The sequence below is a fragment of the Mesotoga infera genome (genome assembly GCF_900157305.1).
GTDB lineage: Bacteria > Thermotogota > Thermotogae > Petrotogales > Kosmotogaceae > Mesotoga > Mesotoga infera.
In genome coordinates, this window is record NZ_LS974202.1 from 771614 (window position 1) to 787215 (window position 15602).

Here is a 15602-nt window from a genome sequence, read left to right on the forward strand (position 1 = left end):
GATGTGTGATACCTTTGTGGCTCTGGGAAACTCCACGCTTGACGGCAGAACGATTTTCGCCAAAAACAGTGATAGAGAGCCGAATGAACCCCAATACGTCTTCTTCTATCCCCGGATGGAATGCGACAGCAAGGAGCTCTATACAACCTCCCAGAAGATAAAGCAGGTCGAAAAAACCTACGCGGTGCTCATCTCCAAGCCTTCATGGATGTGGGGCGGTGAGATGGGAGTGAACGAAAACGGCGTGGCAATCGGCAACGAGGCGATCTTCACCAGAGAGATGGTCAGCAGGCAAGGGTTACTGGGGATGGACATTCTCAGAATCGCCCTGGAAAGATCGGAAAGCGCCGAACAGGCCGTAACGGTTATCACCGATCTCATACAGAGGTACGGCCAGGGCGAAAGTGCAGGTTACACGAAAGCTATCTTCTACCACAACTCCTACATAGTGGCCGACAGGGAAACCGCCTGGGTTCTGGAGACTTCCGACAGATACTGGACCGCAGAGCGGGTGAAAGACTGCGCGTCGATCTCCAATTGTCTGACTATTGCGGGTACCGGGGAATTGCAACATCCGGAAACCGTCGGCAACGCACTGGAAAAGGGCTGGTGCAAAAGGGCCGAAGATTTCGGCTTCAAGAAATGCTACGAGAAGAAGTTCTTTTCATGGCTCTCCGGTGGAGAGGCCCGCCGGAGACGAACGATGAATCTTGTGGGAGAGAAAGATTTAGATTTGAAAAAGACTTTCGAAATACTGAGGGACCACGGCGGATCGCGGCTCTTCGGTTCCATGAAGAATATCTGTATGCACGCCGGCACCGGGTTGGTGAGTTCACAGACTACCGGCTCCATGGTCGTGGTTCTCGGTGAGAAGATCGAAGTCTGGTTAACCAATACCAGTGCGCCCTGTCTTTCTTTCTATAAACCCGTCTGGTTCGATTCCGATTCCTCGACCCTGCCCTTCGAGAAGGAAGCTGATGCGCTCAATCATTGGGGCAACTGGGAGGTCTTCCACCGTATGGCTGTGACCCGTTATGAGAAAGCCAGACAGTTGTGGGAGCAGTACTGTTTACCGTTCGAAGAGGAGTTGATCCTGCACAAAGATTCCCTGGAGCACCGCGATATCACCGCCCAGGCCTTCGATACGGGCTGGAAAATCGCGAAAAAAATGGCTTCCCTGCTCCAGGGGAGTCCCATAGAAGCCGGTTTTTTCAACAGGAGATACTGGGAGAAGAAAAACAGGGAGCTTCAGGAATTGAAGGCCAAGAACTTCAAGAGGCCCGGATTTGTCTGATTTATCTGAAGAAAGGATTGTCGATCAGAATTTCACGGGCGTCTGTCCCGGGGCCGTGACCGGGAAACACCTTCAGGTCCGGTCCGTTCTCGAAGATCTCCTTAAGCAGACGTAGGCTGTCGATCATCGCGTCTTCGGAACCGCCGGGGAGATCGGTTCTGCCTATGGATTCCATGAAGACTGTATCTCCGGTGAAAAGTATTCCGCCGTCGTACAGATAGCAGCACGAGCCGGGGGTGTGCCCGGGAGTGTGTATCACTCTCCACTTTTCGCCGATTTGCAGGCAATCCACGATGGCCGATTCGTCTATCCTAAGAGGGCCCCTTCCAAAGAAATTCAGAAGGCTCTTTTCAGCGTCGAGGAGTCTCTCTCTGTCGAGCGGATGGACGAAGATTCGATCGTACTTTAACCTGTCAATATCGAAGATATGATCGGCATGTCCATGCGTTATAAGGATCGAGAGTTTTTTGTCTCCCACAAAATCGATTATCCGGTCGGCAGTACCTATTCCCGGATCTATAACTACTGTCCCGTTTTCTTCTTCGATCAGATAGCAGTTCTCTTCCATCCTGCCGGAAAGGATTCTTCTTATCATCACTTCGCTCCTTTCGATACGGTTTTCTTTTTCTTATGGCCCTTCTTATTTCTCAGATATATGTCCATTTGAAGGAATATACCGAACAGAGACGTCGCAAGAAAGACCAGCAGCATGGTTAAAAGATCGGTGATATCTCTGAAAAAATAACTCACCGCGAGCATCAACAGAAAGGCTCCCACCAACGAGGTAGATACAATCATTACGTAATCCATGAACTTAACCGCCAGCCAGCCGAAAAGACAGCCCGCCAGAACGAAGGGTGGATCGAGAATCGTCAGACTCTGAAAAGCGCCCAGGCTTTGGGTGATATACGTTGCGAAAAAACCCGTTCCCAAGAGAACCATCGTAAAGACGAAGATTTCTCTAGCCTTGATCGCCACAAGCGGCAGAAGGATCCCGATAAGGATCATGAGCTCGACCGTGTACAGCGTCTCCATTCCCTGTCCCCAGAGATAACCGACATGAGATCCGATGACTGTCCAGAGTACGGCATAGAAAATCGCGAAGAGTTTCCTTCCAAATATCAGAAGCGAAAGGCCTATCACCACGAAAGCTACGATTGTGTAGACCGTGAGAGAAGAGAGAGCTCCCACCAGCTCCGTCAGATCGCTGGCACCGGAAATCCAGCCTTTGAATCTATTTATGAACTCTTCAAGAACGACGGGAACGGCCATACAGAACCTTCTTCAATCCAATCATTTTTTATTGAACGCCACTTACCCGCTTCGAAAGGGCGGAATTTTGCCGTACAAACAATATTCTACATTAGATATAATTGCCAACCAAGGCCAGATCATCAGCAAAGGACAATAAAAGGCCACCCGAAGGCGGCCTTTACCGATATTCGTCAGTATCTGAGCCTTTCGATGAGCTTTGCGAAGACTTCAGCGGCCTCGCTGGGCAGTCTGTCGAAGCCACCTCTTTCGGTTTCCCGACTCTTAATGAAGTTGAATCTGTCAACGAGTCTGTCTCTAAGAAGTTTCATGTAATCTTCGTCGCTGGTATCTGGAGTGAAGCCGTCCAGTTCCATTATCTGCAACTCTTCGAAAGGTTCCCACTTCTTGAACCGGGCCTTACCCTCGACTATGCTCTCCAGTATATTGAGGGTCAACTCTTTGGGAATCTTCCTCTCTCCAAAATGCCCGGTATTGAATATGTAGCAATCGATTTTCCTCTTCTTGAATAATTCGAGAAATCTTTTGAAATCATCCGATAGAGGATAAGTTCTGAACGGGTTGGCGTAAGGCTCTATAACCAGAGCGTTGGGATCTACCCCGGGCGCGAGCCTCTCGGCCGAGGTCCTTTTTGTGGCTAGAGTGGCTCCCATGGCCGAAGAAAGAACTGGATCTTCGATTTTTACGACGGGTGGTATCGAAGGGTCTTTCATTAGCCACACGATAGTATCGACCGGTTCGTCGAATTTATCGACCCTGTTGGGGGACCATAGCCTGGATTTAATGGCCCTGCCGTTTCCGTTGCGAATATCTTCGGAAACGATCACTATATTACCGTTTTCGTCCTGTGTTGCCCCGACGTTTTGAACTGAGAGAAGGTACCTGTTGTCATCACTGCAAAGTGGATAATCGGAGGTCTTGTCGAAATACGAAGGCTCGAGCGCGACCGAAGAGCCATTTTTCGAGGAGATAACGAACGCGTCGTCGTGAAGTATGGTTACATCGTACTTCCCTCCGTGCTTTGCATGGGTCAGTGTCGATTTGCCCGATCCTGAGAGCCCGAAAAAGCTTACGACATATTTTCTATCGGATAAATTGTACCTCTTTTGACCGCCATGACAGGCCGCGAAGCCCTGTCTGTTGGCGCAACCCCAGGCCAGCGTCAGAGTCCCTTTCTTGAATTCTCCGAAATAGCGCATACCGAGAATGGCGGCGCAGTTGTGTTCGGGATCGAAGAAACTGAGCCCGAGGGGATGCTCCGGATGTTGCCAGTCGGGATCGGAGAAGACGAATATCTCACCCTCGTCGTCGAACTTTTTCGAATTCTCGTACATCTCGTTGTAGAACTCGTTCATAGGCTGAAAATTCAAAAGCCAATTGTACATGATATTTTCGTAATCCTCCGGAACGAGGAGATGTGCCTTGATCATGAAATCCTGATCAAGACCGATATAACCCTGTACATGGTACATCTTCTTCTTTCTGGTGTTGTATATGGCCTCTCTTATTTTTGCACAATAATCCGCCTCGCTCACTCCCGGTTCACCGAGGATCCGTCTTGCAGAAGCGCAACGACCTGTAACGGCGCCATCGTTGAACAGGAGCACCTTCGAGTCGGGCTCAAGGCCGAGTTTTTCCGGTTTGTAGACGGGCATATCGGTCACGATCGTGCCGGCCGAACTCTTCGCCAGTTTGTAAGCTTCACAGGGAGAGATAACCGTTGAAACATTGTTGCCGTAAAAGGCAGTCTCGATGGTAGTTCTAGTCTGAGAAAAGAGCGGATTAGACTTTCCAATACTGCTCCTTGTAAATCTGGAACTACTTGACATTTTTCACCTCCAGAATAACACAAAAAATCTGGTCGGTAAAAACCGGCCATTAAATTAATAGTATTAAGAATAATGGGTATGAACTTTTGAAAACAGGCGAACAGGTTCAATTATGATCATGCGACAGGTGAATTTTATCATTGCCGAGAATCCTACATCAAGGTTATTAACACACTTGGAGGTAATAAAGCATACAATTAAAATAGGGGAAAAGTACTATATACAAAACTATATGATCGGTTGTTGGTAAGAGTCAAGAAAGAGCGTCGAGAATTCACTTCGCTCACGAGAAGGGGAGAGCGAAAATGGGGACTGACAAATCTCTTCATGTCTGTCCCGTTTTTTGCGAAGACCGGGATCCTGACTGGGAGCACGTCAGGATGACGTGAGGGGGCTGTCATCCCGTGTCATCCCGTAGTGCTCCCATCCTGTCATCCCGTAATGCTCTTATACGGGATCTCGTTCTTTTACTCTTTCGAAGGACCAGGATGCCGGATCAAGTCCGGCATGACGGGGAGGAGGAAGAATGTGATTCTGAGTCAAGCTCAGAATGACATCAAGTGAGTCCGGCATGACGAAAAGGAGCAAAGACCGCGAAAAACCGCGTTTTTCGCGTTCTAGACCCTAGACCCGAAACCCGAGACCCGCTGCTCGTGTCTCGCCCTCTCTCCTCTTCTCGTACGTCTCTAAACAGAGGTAAGAGGAATGAGGTCAGAGGTAAGAAGATCAAAATCCCGCTCTTCTCGCCTTACACCTCTACCCTCTCACCTCTGGTTCCGCTCTTCCCGTTCTCTCCTCTCTCTTCCTCTCTCCTCTTCTCGCGCTCCTTAACTAAGAACGAAGAACTTGGGCGCATCGCGCCGGAACCACTCTTTTTACCTTCCAAGGACGGCTCCTGACCTCTTCTCGTTTCCAGCTCTGTCGCTATTTCTTCTCCTGTATCGAGATCTCATAGAACCTCTCCAACCTCTGCATAACCAGGTTGTTGAACGTGCCTTCGGGATATTTCCCGTTGCCGTCGGGTTGGCCCGCTTTCAGGCCGGTCAAAAGCTCGATAGCCTCGTCCACGGTTTCAACAGTCCAGATGTTGAACCTGCCACTCTTTATGGCCTGAACGATTTCATCGGGCAAAACGAGATTGTCGAAATTGGTTTCGGGGATCGCCACCCCCTGTTTCCCGTTGAGACCCTTCAACTTGCAGAGCTCGTAAAAGCCTTCCACTTTGAACTGGACTCCTCCGACGGGTTGAATTCTTCCGCTCTGATTTATCGAGCCCGTAACGGCTATCGATTGCTTTATGGGAACCTCCGCAATCGCCGAAAGGAAAGCGATGGTTTCGGCCACGGAAGCGCTGTCTCCATCGACCACCGAATACACCTGCTCGAAGCTGATCGATCCGTTCAGGCTGAGGGGAAATTCCCGCGCATATTTCGAGTTCATGTACCCCTGAATTGTGAGGCCGGCCTTGTCGTGGATATTGCCGCTCAGTTCCGATTCTTTCTGAATGTCCACTATGCCACTGTTCCCCGGACCGACCTTGGCGGTTATTTTGACCGGTATTCCGAACGATAGATCTTCAGTCTGTACCACCGTCAAACCATTTATCTCTCCGATCAGCTCGCCTTCGGTTTGAACGAGAAGCGTGGAGTCGGCGAACATCTCCTTCACTTTATCCTGGTACAGAGAAACCCTCGTCTTCATCTCTTCCCAGGCCCGAGTAACATCTCCGGCCGAGACCATATCTCCGCCATTGATCTCTGCAATGGCCGAACTCTCCAGTAGAAGCTGTTTAAGGGCTCCAAACTGGGTTGAAACCTTCTTCCTGTTTCCCGAAAGTATTATCGCTTTCTTTATTACTTCCTTCACCGCATCCCTGTCGAAATCCATGAGCGAATTTTCGCGAGCGATGGAACAGATCAATCCGCAGAGTTTCCCCACCGTGTCACCGTCGAATCGCATCTCCCAGTCGAATTCGGCCTTTATCTTGAACAGCTTCTTGAAATCAGTGTCCATGGTGCTCAACATGCTGTATATCCAGGGTTCGCCTATCATTATGATCTTGATGTCCAGCGGAATCGGTTCGGGTTTCAGACTGACTGTCGAGAGCAATCCAATTTTGTGTTCCAGATTTTCGATGACTTCCGAACCGGAGAAGAGAAGCTGCTTCAATGTCTGCCAGACGTATGGCTCGCTCAAAACGCTCTTGGCGTCGAGCACAAGGTAACCTCCGTTGGAACGGTGGATCGCCCCGGAGCGGATCATCGAGTGGTCTGTGTCCAGCATTCCCATCCTTGCCAGGTACTCTATCCTTCCAAAGAGACTCGAGTAATTCGCGTTAGTCACTTCGACGATGGGCTTGCCCTTTATACCGGAATTGTCAACGAAGAGATTGATGGCGTATCTCTTTCCGAAGAAACTCTTGGCGTCTGTCTCCTGGCTGAAGAAAACGCCTAGGTTGTCCAGAAGGTCGCCCCGCAGGTTATCGATGAATTCTGTGACCTCTTTGCTCTCGCTGAACTTGTCTTTCATCTCCTTGATATGCCCTTCCAGCGCGAAAGACGCCACATCCCGGTTCAGCTCTTTGAACTTCTCCCCGTATTCCTTCTCCATTTTGCTCATTCTCAGGATGTAGGAATTAACCAGCTCTCTAACTTCCTCGCCTTTTTTGCTTATCGTTTTCTGGTACTCTTCAGGCAGGGCCTCGTATATCTCCTGTGTCAAAGGTTTTCCGTTCCAGAGAGGGATCGTTGCCACCCCCGTTTGATTTATCTGCACTGTGAAATCTTTTTCTCTGGCTTTTTCTATGAGTTCTTTCAGCAAACTCGATCGGTTTTCCGCTTGCTCGCTCTGTATGGCAGACACTTTCTGCTGGTAGTCCTCACTCTGAAAGCTCTCGCTTATCGCGTTTATAGTTATTTCGACGAATTCTCCCATTTCTTTCTGAAAGCTCTTCCCCATTCCAGCCTTCAGGGGGATCGAGTTGGGCGATCTGGGATCGTCGAAGTTATAGACATATATCCAGTCGCCGGGCGTTTCGCCACCCTCGGCTTTTTTCTTCAAGTAACGGCTCACGAAGGTCCTTCTTCCGGTGTTGGTCGATCCCGACACAAAGATGTTGTATCCCCTGGCCTTTATCTTAAGTCCCGTTTCCAGCGCCTTTATAGCGCGCTCCTGTCCTATGAACTCTTCCAGTCCATCTATGGATTTAGTTGACTTCACCTTTCTTGGCAAAGTGACTTTGAGATCGATTTCCCTCCAGTTCAATTTTCGCATCAAGATACCTCCTTCCTATTTCTAATGATAACAAATGACGACACAGGTTAACACGACCGGCGATTGGATAGTTATCGGTCCGGGGTATGTTTTCCTCGAAAATAGAATATCTTTTCGATCTCGATGCCACCTTCGAGCGATCCGCTCAGAATCGCCAGATTGTTGACTTCGAATTCCCGGTGAAAATCGCGGAAGACGAGTCTCTCCATCGCCGGGCAGAAGTTTTCCCGGTTGAGGTCCCTGCCGAAAATCAGCGTTATATGGGGTATCCAGTGCGCAATTCCGTACAGATCTTGAGCATCTCTTTCAGGACCGAAAAACCTTCTCCACAGCGCATCGTGAAAACGGGATAATTCGGGAATTCGGGCTATACCTATATAGACCACCGGGCTCTCTCCGGAAAAAACGCCCAGGTACTCTGTCCTGACGGTGAAGGGATCGACGCTTTCAATAGTCGCTTCGATTTTTTCGTAGAGCCCTTCGGTGGAATCCTCGACGACGCAGTATGTGAAGTGGGGATAGGGAGTTACCAGCACGGAGCGGAAATTGAAATCTCTCTCCAGCTCGTGCCATATCAGGTGAACCATTTCGCTTATTCGATCGGGCAAAAGAGTTACCAGCGCCTTCATAGGACTCTCCGACACCGGCCATCGGGCCTGAATTAAGCGTCACCTTGCAGTTTGTCTTTTTTCCATCGCCTCGCCGCTATCTCCGGGAGGAGAATCAGAGTGAATGTCATCCCCACCGCCAGTCCGCTCACCATCAATTTGGCAACATCCACGTACAGAAGCAGTGGGGTCAGTAAAAGAACGGAGAAGCCGGCGATTAGGCTCAATCCGTTGGTGAATATGGCAGCCGCCGTCTGATGATAGGCTCTCTCGGGATCTCCGAATCTTCGGAGCCATATGGTGAAGTGTATCGCGTAATCGATCACCAAACCCATGAGCATCCCGGAAATAAGGGCCGTTGAGATGCTCAGGCTTATTCTGAATAGGGCCATGAAGATGAAGTTGAAAAGAGTGGTCAGCGCGATAGGTATAGTGGCGATAAAAGTGGATTTTACGCTTTTGAAGATCGTGAAAAGCAAAAGGAGTATTAGTGCGAAAGAGACCACCAGGCTCTGTATCTGGTTGGACACCACCGACGAGTTAACGCTCTTCCATATCAATGTCGTACCGGCGAGGGTGAAATCGAATTTTTCGTCGAGAAGCGGGTACCTCGCGATCAGCTCTTTCACAGAGTCCTTAAGTTTCTCCGCGCTGAGGCTGTCGCTGGTCGGAGAAAAGAGGTTTATCCTCATGGCTCTTTGGCTTATCATAAGCGAGGTCGCGCTTCCTAGAACGCCGGTGTTGTCCAGAACCCTTATAAGTAAAGGCAGTGGGATGTTGGTCTGTCGGGAGATATCGACAGGGCTGAGTACTTTGGATATACCCTCCAGCGCTTCCAGTTCTTTCTGGAAATCGACCAGTTGACTTGCCTGCTCTCCGGTTATGGCCAGTTTCCCGCCGCTTTTGGGTGTGATCATAAGCGTGTAGTTGGTTAACCAGCCAAAGGCCTCTTTCATCTTCTCGGCGTTCCTGCGAATCTCGGAATTCTCTTTGAAGAAGGCATATTGATCTATATTCATAGGAATCGTCATTATCAACAACGGTGATATCGCCGACATCACCACAATCACCCACATCAAAGCCTTTCTGATCTTCGGCGAGATCTCCACCGGGGAAGCCGTGAGAACGACACTGGCGCACCATTTAGTCGATACCAGTCCTGGAAGTATGATCAACGTGAAAACGGCCGAGGAGAAGATTCCTACGCAGACCAGTATCCCCATATCACGGAACGCCCGCATATCCAGAAGGATGTACGAAGAGAAACCGGCCATCGTTGTGAGGGCAGAAAAAAGGATAGGCACCCTCTCTTCGTGAATGGTTCGCCTTATAGGGTTTTCCTGTTTAGCGCAGTTTTCCTGGAATCTCGATAGGAAGTGCATGCCATAGGCGCTTCCGATTATCACAATGAAAGACGGTATCATCACCGTGAGGCTGTTGATCTGCGTCTTGATCAAACCCATTATCCCGACGACCAGAACGGCGGCTCCTGCAGGAGGAACGAGCGTGAGGAGGGCAAGCGAGATCCTTCTGAATTTGACCATGTAAACGGTGAAGATTGCGAGAAAGATGAAAGGTGGATATACGAAGGTCAGGTCCATTATCGACCTGAAGGTCGTCGAATTGGCTACACTCTCGCCTATCAATCTGTATTCATTTATACCCAGTTCTTTCAAAGTGGCTTTCAGTGAGAGTATATTTGAACCGCTCTTGAATTCATTTCCACTCGCAACGGTTATCAGAACGCCGTAATACTCGCCATCGGAAGATATTATCAGGTCTCTATAGAAGGGATCGTTTAGAATATCCATATTCAGAACCAGTTTTTCGCCTGATTGGTAGACATACTCCGTTTTAGGTATCTGCAACGTCAGGAGGTTTAGCTTTCCCAACTCGACGGCATCGAACACGGAGGCTACCGTGTTGACCCAGTCGAGTCCGTCGATCTTTTGAGTGACCTCTTTCAACTTCTCGAGCGAGAGACCGGACGAGTTCAGCACCACCATCACCGTTCCCGTGTCTCCAAACTCCCGCGCGACACGGCTAAAAGCCATCAGCTCGGGATCATCCTCGCTGAGAAAGGATCCCGGAGACGGTTCGAAATAGAGACCATCTATACCAAGAAACAGGACTACCACGACTGCAGTCAGCGTGGCGAAGGAGACCAGCTTTATCATTCAACACCTCGCAAACTCTGGATATTATATCATCTGTGGTAGAGTTGAAAGGAGTTGTTTGAAAGATTCTCGTTTCTGTCTAGACCTCCCGGGATAGAACACAACTACGACCGGACGACGTAGAATATACAGAGGTCGGAGACTTTGATGTAGTTTGAGTGAATTTCAGAACGATGGAGGGAACGACTGTGATTATCTGCAGGAAATTAACCAAAACTTTTGATGTGACAACAGTTGTCGATAATCTCGATCTCCAGGTGAAAGCCGGAGAGATATATGGGTTTCTCGGTCCCAACGGGGCCGGAAAAACGACTACGATCAGGATGTTGACCGGAACTTTGAAACCGACCTCAGGAGAGGTGGAGATACTCGGCATGAACTTCGCAGCGAACGAACTCCAGATCAAGAGCAGGATAGGAGTCGTTCCCGACGAGCCCAGAATCTACTCGTACTTCACCGGAATGGAGTTTCTCGAATTCATAATGGATATTTTTCCAGCAAAAAAGGGAGAGGCCATGAAGAGAGTCGGCGAACTGTGCGAGGCTTTCGGAGTCGATTATCTTGGGAAGATGATTTCCGAGATGTCTCACGGTATGAAACAGAAGATAATGGTGATTTCAGTCCTCATGAGAAGGCCCGAAGTCATATTTCTCGACGAGCCGACCGTCGGTCTAGACGCCAGAAGCGCCAAAATATTGAAAATGCTTCTGGAAAAATACAAAAATGAAGGCTCCACGATCTTCATGACCACGCACGTTCTCGAAATCGCCGAAAAGATGTGCGACAGGATCGGGATCATCAACAAGGGAAGGCTAATATCTCAGGGAACTATGGAAGAGATTCGCAAATCTATGGGCGCAGGGGAGAGGGAAAGTCTGGAAGACATCTTCCTCCAGCTCACCGGAGAGAACGAAGACATTCAGGATATAGTGAACGCCCTATGAAGGAGTGAGTGGCTTGAACGATCTCAAACTTCTTTTCAAATACAGGCTGTTCGTCTTCCCGAACAAGAAGGGAACCAGAGGCGGCTTTTCGCCTCAACTAATGGTTTTTCTCATATTCACATGCATGATCGGCATCTTTCTGTGGAACGTATTTGCCTCGATACGTGGCGTCGAGATCGATGGCACTCCTATCGCCACTGTTATGGCCGGATTCTTTCTCACCGTTTCCGGTCTGTTCTTTCTAATGTCTTTCTCCGCGACCACTTCGTATCTCTTCATAAGAAACAGCGAGATCGATATGCTACTGGTTTTGCCCGTCAGGAGAACAAGTATAGCTATCTACCAGATAGCAATCTCCACGTTCTATCAGGGCTTGACGCTTTCAGTCTTTCTCGGGATCGCTCTTTCGTATCACCTGAGGGCCGATTCTAGACCAATCGTCGGAATCCTTGCGCTCCTGGCCCTGCTAATCGACACTGTCCTCCTGGCCTCGATCATTGCCGTCGCTTTTGGAAGATTCATGTCCAGAGCCGCGGCCAGGAAGCTGATGTTCGTTGTGCAGATTATCAGCGGATTCATGTTTTTCATTATAGTGCAGCTCGTCCCAAGGAGCGCCGACAATATACCGGTGTATCTCCAGAAACTGGCGGACGCCTGGAAGATTCTGGCCAATCCGGCGAACCTCTTCACCTGGAGTGTCAGGGCCTCTAACGAACCGCTCTTTCTTCTTCTGAGCGTTGTGATGATCCCGGTTTTCGGAGCCATCTTCTACAGGATAGCCGGCTCGCTCAAATTCGAGCCCCTATCCTATTCGCGGAGTAGAGGAAAACGCGTCGTGTTCAGTGAGAAACGCGGCAGCGCGCTGATCCGGAGGGAATTAAAAATATACAGGCGATACGAACAGCTCATCTACTATCTCTTTTATCCGGTAATCTTCGGCTTGATCTTCGGTTTGATCTCGGAGAATCTCACGACCTCCATTTTCACTATGGTTCTCATCAGCACGATTTTCACCACGATCCAGTCGGCCTTTCTCATGGGACGGGAATATCCCTTCATCGAAACTACCAAGGCTCTCCCGCTTTCGCTGGAAAGGATAGTGTTCATCAAGACTATCCTGCCCGTTTTGCTCGGCATACTTCTTTTCACTGGAGTTCTTCTGACAAGCATTCTCGTGAAGCACACTACGTTTTTGTATCTTGCAGTTGTTCCGATCGTGTTCGTACTATACGTGACCTCCTCTTTACTCGGAATAAAGGGAGTTCTCGAGAGTCCTCCCGATCGTATGGACAACCCGAACGCCTTCATGCGAACCAAGTTCGTGTTACTGAACCAGATAATATGCATGGGTCTGAGCTTTGGGTCCATAATGCCAATAACGATTATCATGGAAGGAACACCTGGCAGTCCGGGAATATGGATCGCTTTGCTGATAGCGCTTTTGTCAACGGCAGCGGCTGTCGTAATATCTTTTGCCATCCGAAGGAGAGTTCTTGTGAAGATGAAAGAAATATGAGATCCAGCGTTTGATCCAATTCTAAAAGGGTAGGAGGTGCTCCATGTACAGGGCAGGGGTCATTCTCTCGGGGTGTGGAAAGAAAGATGGCACCGATATAACGGAGGCGGTGATGCTTTTTCTGGCACTCGATAGAGCCGGTGTCGAAACCGTATGTATGTCGATAGACAAGGATCAATTCGAAGTCGTAAATCACCTCGAAGACAGTACACAGATGAGCGGACAGAAGAGGAACATGCTCATCGAATCGGCACGGCTGGCCCGCGGTGGTATAGTCGACCTAGACGGGGTTGAAAACGTAGATTTCGATATACTGATAATTCCCGGTGGTAAGGGAGTTTTAAAGAATCTTTCGACCTTCATGAGCGAAGAGCTGGAATTTCGCGTCAACAGCTCTGTGCAGAGAATAATAGCGGATTCTAATCGGTCGGGCAAACCCATCGGAGCCATGTGCGGCGCGGTGGTTCTACTGGCCAAATCGCTCGAAAATATCGCGAACAATCTGAAGATAACGGTCACCGGTCAATCGGAGGAGGGCAGGATCGCGATAGAGAGAACAGGATTTAACCATCGGGATTGCCAGGAAGGAGAAGTCTGCACTGACGAGGAAAATATGATAGTTACATCGCCCGCCCTATCGCCAGATGTCGATCTAGAGGTCGTGAGAACGACGGCCGAATCAATGGTGCAGGCGCTCTTGACTCTATTAAGGAAAAAGGGGGGCAGCCCCTTAAATTAACCTTTTAAGCGCTTGATTCATCAACATGAGTCACTGACGAGCGGGGCGACTCCAGAGAAACTCTTCCAGAGCGAAAAGTATCAAGGCAACCAGAAAGGGAATCAGATAGAAAATCACCCTGTACAGTAAGAGAGCGGCAATCAGTACATCCGCCTCTAATGAAGGGGAAAGAATAACCAGGGTCATAGCTTCGAAAACGCCCAACCCACCAGGTACCTGGCTGGAAAGACCGGCGAACTGTGAAAGCAGAAAGACGGCCAGGATCGGTATATATTGGACTGGAGGGAGGAGGAAGTAAAGAACCCCGGCCGAAAGAAGCCAGTCCATCGTGGAAATCGCCGTCTGTGATAATGTGAAAGTCTTGCCCGGAAGAGAGAATCTGAGGTTTCTGAATCTGAACGGCTTTTTTCTGATGATCACTATAAAAAGATAAAGACAGTAAATCGCTATCGCCACCGCTCCCAGGATCTGAAGAGAGTTGAAAGGCACCCTTATCACCGCCTGCGTTAGCGGATACCATAGAGTGAAGACAACTCCGGCGAGCGCGAAGAAACCCAGCCAGAAAGTCAGGTAATTCAACACGATTATCCCAAGAATCTTCCCGGAACCCACTTTCCACTTTCCGTACATTCTGAATCTTACGCTGGTGCCGGATAGAAAGGTAAAACCGATGTTCTTGCTGAAGGTATAAGCGATGAAGGAAACAAGGGCCGTCCTTCCGTAACCCTTTTTCACACCCAGATGGAGTGAAGAGATCAAGTCGTAAAGTGTCAGGTTCGCATAAGCGAGGAACGTAAACACTACGGCCATCATAAACCTGGACAGGGGGATAGCGCCTATCTTGTCGGCTATGTCGCTTATAGTGTATCTCCCAATTTCTCTTATCAGAACGGCCACGGAAACGATGAACAGCGCTATCCCGAGTAGCGGAAGCAACTTTCTCAACTTAAACGGGAGAGAGCTAAATATCATCAAAGTATCTCTTTTGGTATCTTTACGCGAACGGTAACTAACGGGTTGACGATCTGACTAACTGTGAGATCGCACGTTATGCTGGTCAGCATATACGCCTCTGACTTTGAAATCGATTTCCTGTCGGCTATGAAGCGGACGGCCCTTTCAACCGCTCCCCTGGTTGCTTCTTCAAAAGTTTTCGCGCTGTGCACCATATAGAAAGCGTTATCATTTTCTACCATCGGACCGTCGATAGTGCTTCTATCCAGCTCGATGCTAATCCTGACGGTCGCCCTTATCTCTATTCCCGTTCCGCAGATTTCACCGTTGCCCATCCTGGCGTGCACATCGCCCAGCGCGAGGTTAGCTCCCTCCACGAAAACCGGGAGAAAAACCTTCGATCCGGCGCAAATATCGTTGGTATCTAAATTACCACCGTGAAGGCCGGGCGTTCCGCAAGATACCGATTCCTTTGCGGGCGATGTCCCTATGACTCCTATCATGGGTTTAATCGCGAAGCGGGTTCCTTTGAAAGAGGCGTGACCGTCGCGGATAGGCACCATCTCGGTGACACAATCGCTAACGATCTCTCCAACCGGGCCCCAACCGGGGCAGGTTTCCACAACTCCCTTTTCATCGACTTCTATGCTTTCTATGTTCACGATCAGAGTATCGCCGGGCAAGGCTCCCCTTACGCCGATTGGTCCGGTTGCCGGATTTATGTGAGAGAAGTCGAAACCGCTGCCCACCGTCTGAAGTTCCGAGACAATCGCATGACCGAAACAATCTTCGGTCTCGACGATTATCGTGTCTCCCGGGGAGACTTCGATGGCCCGACAGTTAGCGGGAGACATCTCGTATATTACCCTGTCCCTTCCTATTTTATGGATCAACCCCTCCACCTCCAGATCGATATATTTCCATATTATTCTATATTACAGCATCTTCCGGGATTTCCAAGCACTCCCTCGATTCAGGGTCTTGGGACACGATGAC

The 15602-nt window shown here is 49.4% G+C and carries 13 protein-coding genes; 4 read left to right on the plus strand and 9 right to left on the minus strand.

Annotated elements, in window-relative coordinates; genetic code table 11:
- Position 1 precedes the first annotated feature (1 nt).
- Positions 2-1294 carry a C69 family dipeptidase gene (locus tag MESINF_RS03630; RefSeq protein WP_169698584.1) on the plus strand — a complete coding sequence of 431 codons (1293 nt, stop codon included), beginning with the start codon at positions 2-4 and terminating at the stop codon, positions 1292-1294.
- A 1-nt stretch (position 1295) separates the two neighbouring features.
- Here MESINF_RS03630 and MESINF_RS03635 read toward each other — a convergent pair whose 3' ends face one another.
- The 7 genes from MESINF_RS03635 to MESINF_RS03665 form a co-directional block, all read right to left on the minus strand.
- On the minus strand, positions 1296-1889 hold the full coding sequence (locus MESINF_RS03635; RefSeq protein WP_231936841.1) for an MBL fold metallo-hydrolase: 594 nt from the start codon (positions 1887-1889) through the stop codon (positions 1296-1298).
- Complete coding sequence (locus tag MESINF_RS03640) at positions 1889-2566, minus strand: ABC-2 transporter permease (protein ID WP_169698585.1); 678 nt, start codon at positions 2564-2566, stop codon at positions 1889-1891. The genes MESINF_RS03635 and MESINF_RS03640 overlap by 1 nt, the downstream gene beginning before the upstream one ends.
- A 173-nt stretch (positions 2567-2739) precedes the next feature.
- Complete coding sequence (locus MESINF_RS03645) at positions 2740-4395, minus strand: phosphoenolpyruvate carboxykinase (ATP) (RefSeq protein WP_169698586.1); 1656 nt, start codon at positions 4393-4395, stop codon at positions 2740-2742.
- Between the two features lie 748 nt (positions 4396-5143).
- Entirely contained in the window at positions 5144-5281 is a 138-nt protein-coding gene (locus tag MESINF_RS03650; protein ID WP_169698587.1) for a hypothetical protein, read from the minus strand.
- 38 nt (positions 5282-5319) lie between these two features.
- Complete coding sequence (locus MESINF_RS03655) at positions 5320-7668, minus strand: Lon protease family protein (RefSeq protein ID WP_169698588.1); 2349 nt, start codon at positions 7666-7668, stop codon at positions 5320-5322.
- Between the two features lie 71 nt (positions 7669-7739).
- On the minus strand, positions 7740-8297 hold the full coding sequence (locus MESINF_RS03660; protein WP_169698589.1) for a 2'-5' RNA ligase family protein: 558 nt from the start codon (positions 8295-8297) through the stop codon (positions 7740-7742).
- 32 nt (positions 8298-8329) lie between these two features.
- Complete coding sequence (locus MESINF_RS03665; protein ID WP_169698590.1) at positions 8330-10453, minus strand: efflux RND transporter permease subunit; 2124 nt, start codon at positions 10451-10453, stop codon at positions 8330-8332.
- A gap of 188 nt (positions 10454-10641) precedes the next feature.
- On the opposite strand from MESINF_RS03665, the gene MESINF_RS03670 reads away from it, so the two are divergent.
- The 3 genes from MESINF_RS03670 to elbB are packed head-to-tail and all read left to right on the plus strand — an operon-like array spanning position 10642 to position 13652.
- The gene (locus MESINF_RS03670) at positions 10642-11397 is read left to right on the plus strand and encodes an ABC transporter ATP-binding protein (protein WP_169698591.1); all 756 of its coding nucleotides are present in this window, start codon (positions 10642-10644) and stop codon (positions 11395-11397) included.
- 4 nt (positions 11398-11401) lie between these two features.
- Complete coding sequence (locus MESINF_RS03675) at positions 11402-12913, plus strand: hypothetical protein (RefSeq protein ID WP_169698592.1); 1512 nt, start codon at positions 11402-11404, stop codon at positions 12911-12913.
- 43 nt (positions 12914-12956) lie between these two features.
- Positions 12957-13652 (plus strand): isoprenoid biosynthesis glyoxalase ElbB, encoded by a 696-nt coding sequence (gene elbB, locus MESINF_RS03680; RefSeq protein ID WP_169698593.1) that lies wholly within the window; start codon positions 12957-12959, stop codon positions 13650-13652.
- Between the two features lie 30 nt (positions 13653-13682).
- Here the strand turns inward: elbB and MESINF_RS03685 are convergent, their stop codons facing one another.
- Both MESINF_RS03685 and MESINF_RS03690 read right to left on the minus strand, forming a co-directional pair.
- Entirely contained in the window at positions 13683-14624 is a 942-nt protein-coding gene (locus MESINF_RS03685) for a lysylphosphatidylglycerol synthase domain-containing protein (RefSeq protein ID WP_169698594.1), read from the minus strand.
- Positions 14624-15499 carry an acetamidase/formamidase family protein gene (locus MESINF_RS03690; RefSeq protein WP_169698595.1) on the minus strand — a complete coding sequence of 292 codons (876 nt, stop codon included), beginning with the start codon at positions 15497-15499 and terminating at the stop codon, positions 14624-14626. Before MESINF_RS03690 ends, MESINF_RS03685 begins: the two co-directional genes overlap by 1 nt.
- Positions 15500-15602: the final 103 nt, after the last annotated feature.

Coding starts and splice junctions, on each gene's coding strand:
- MESINF_RS03660 (WP_169698589.1), bottom strand. CDS start 8,297: ATGAAGGCGCTGGTAACTCTTTTGCCCGATCGAATAAGCGAAATGGTT.
- MESINF_RS03655 (WP_169698588.1), bottom strand. CDS start 7,668: ATGCGAAAATTGAACTGGAGGGAAATCGATCTCAAAGTCACTTTGCCA.
- MESINF_RS03640 (WP_169698585.1), bottom strand. CDS start 2,566: ATGGCCGTTCCCGTCGTTCTTGAAGAGTTCATAAATAGATTCAAAGGC.
- MESINF_RS03665 (WP_169698590.1), bottom strand. CDS start 10,453: ATGATAAAGCTGGTCTCCTTCGCCACGCTGACTGCAGTCGTGGTAGTC.
- MESINF_RS03635 (WP_231936841.1), bottom strand. CDS start 1,889: ATGATAAGAAGAATCCTTTCCGGCAGGATGGAAGAGAACTGCTATCTG.
- MESINF_RS03630 (WP_169698584.1), top strand. CDS start 2: ATGTGTGATACCTTTGTGGCTCTGGGAAACTCCACGCTTGACGGCAGA.
- elbB (WP_169698593.1), top strand. CDS start 12,957: ATGTACAGGGCAGGGGTCATTCTCTCGGGGTGTGGAAAGAAAGATGGC.
- MESINF_RS03645 (WP_169698586.1), bottom strand. CDS start 4,395: ATGTCAAGTAGTTCCAGATTTACAAGGAGCAGTATTGGAAAGTCTAAT.
- MESINF_RS03685 (WP_169698594.1), bottom strand. CDS start 14,624: ATGATATTTAGCTCTCTCCCGTTTAAGTTGAGAAAGTTGCTTCCGCTA.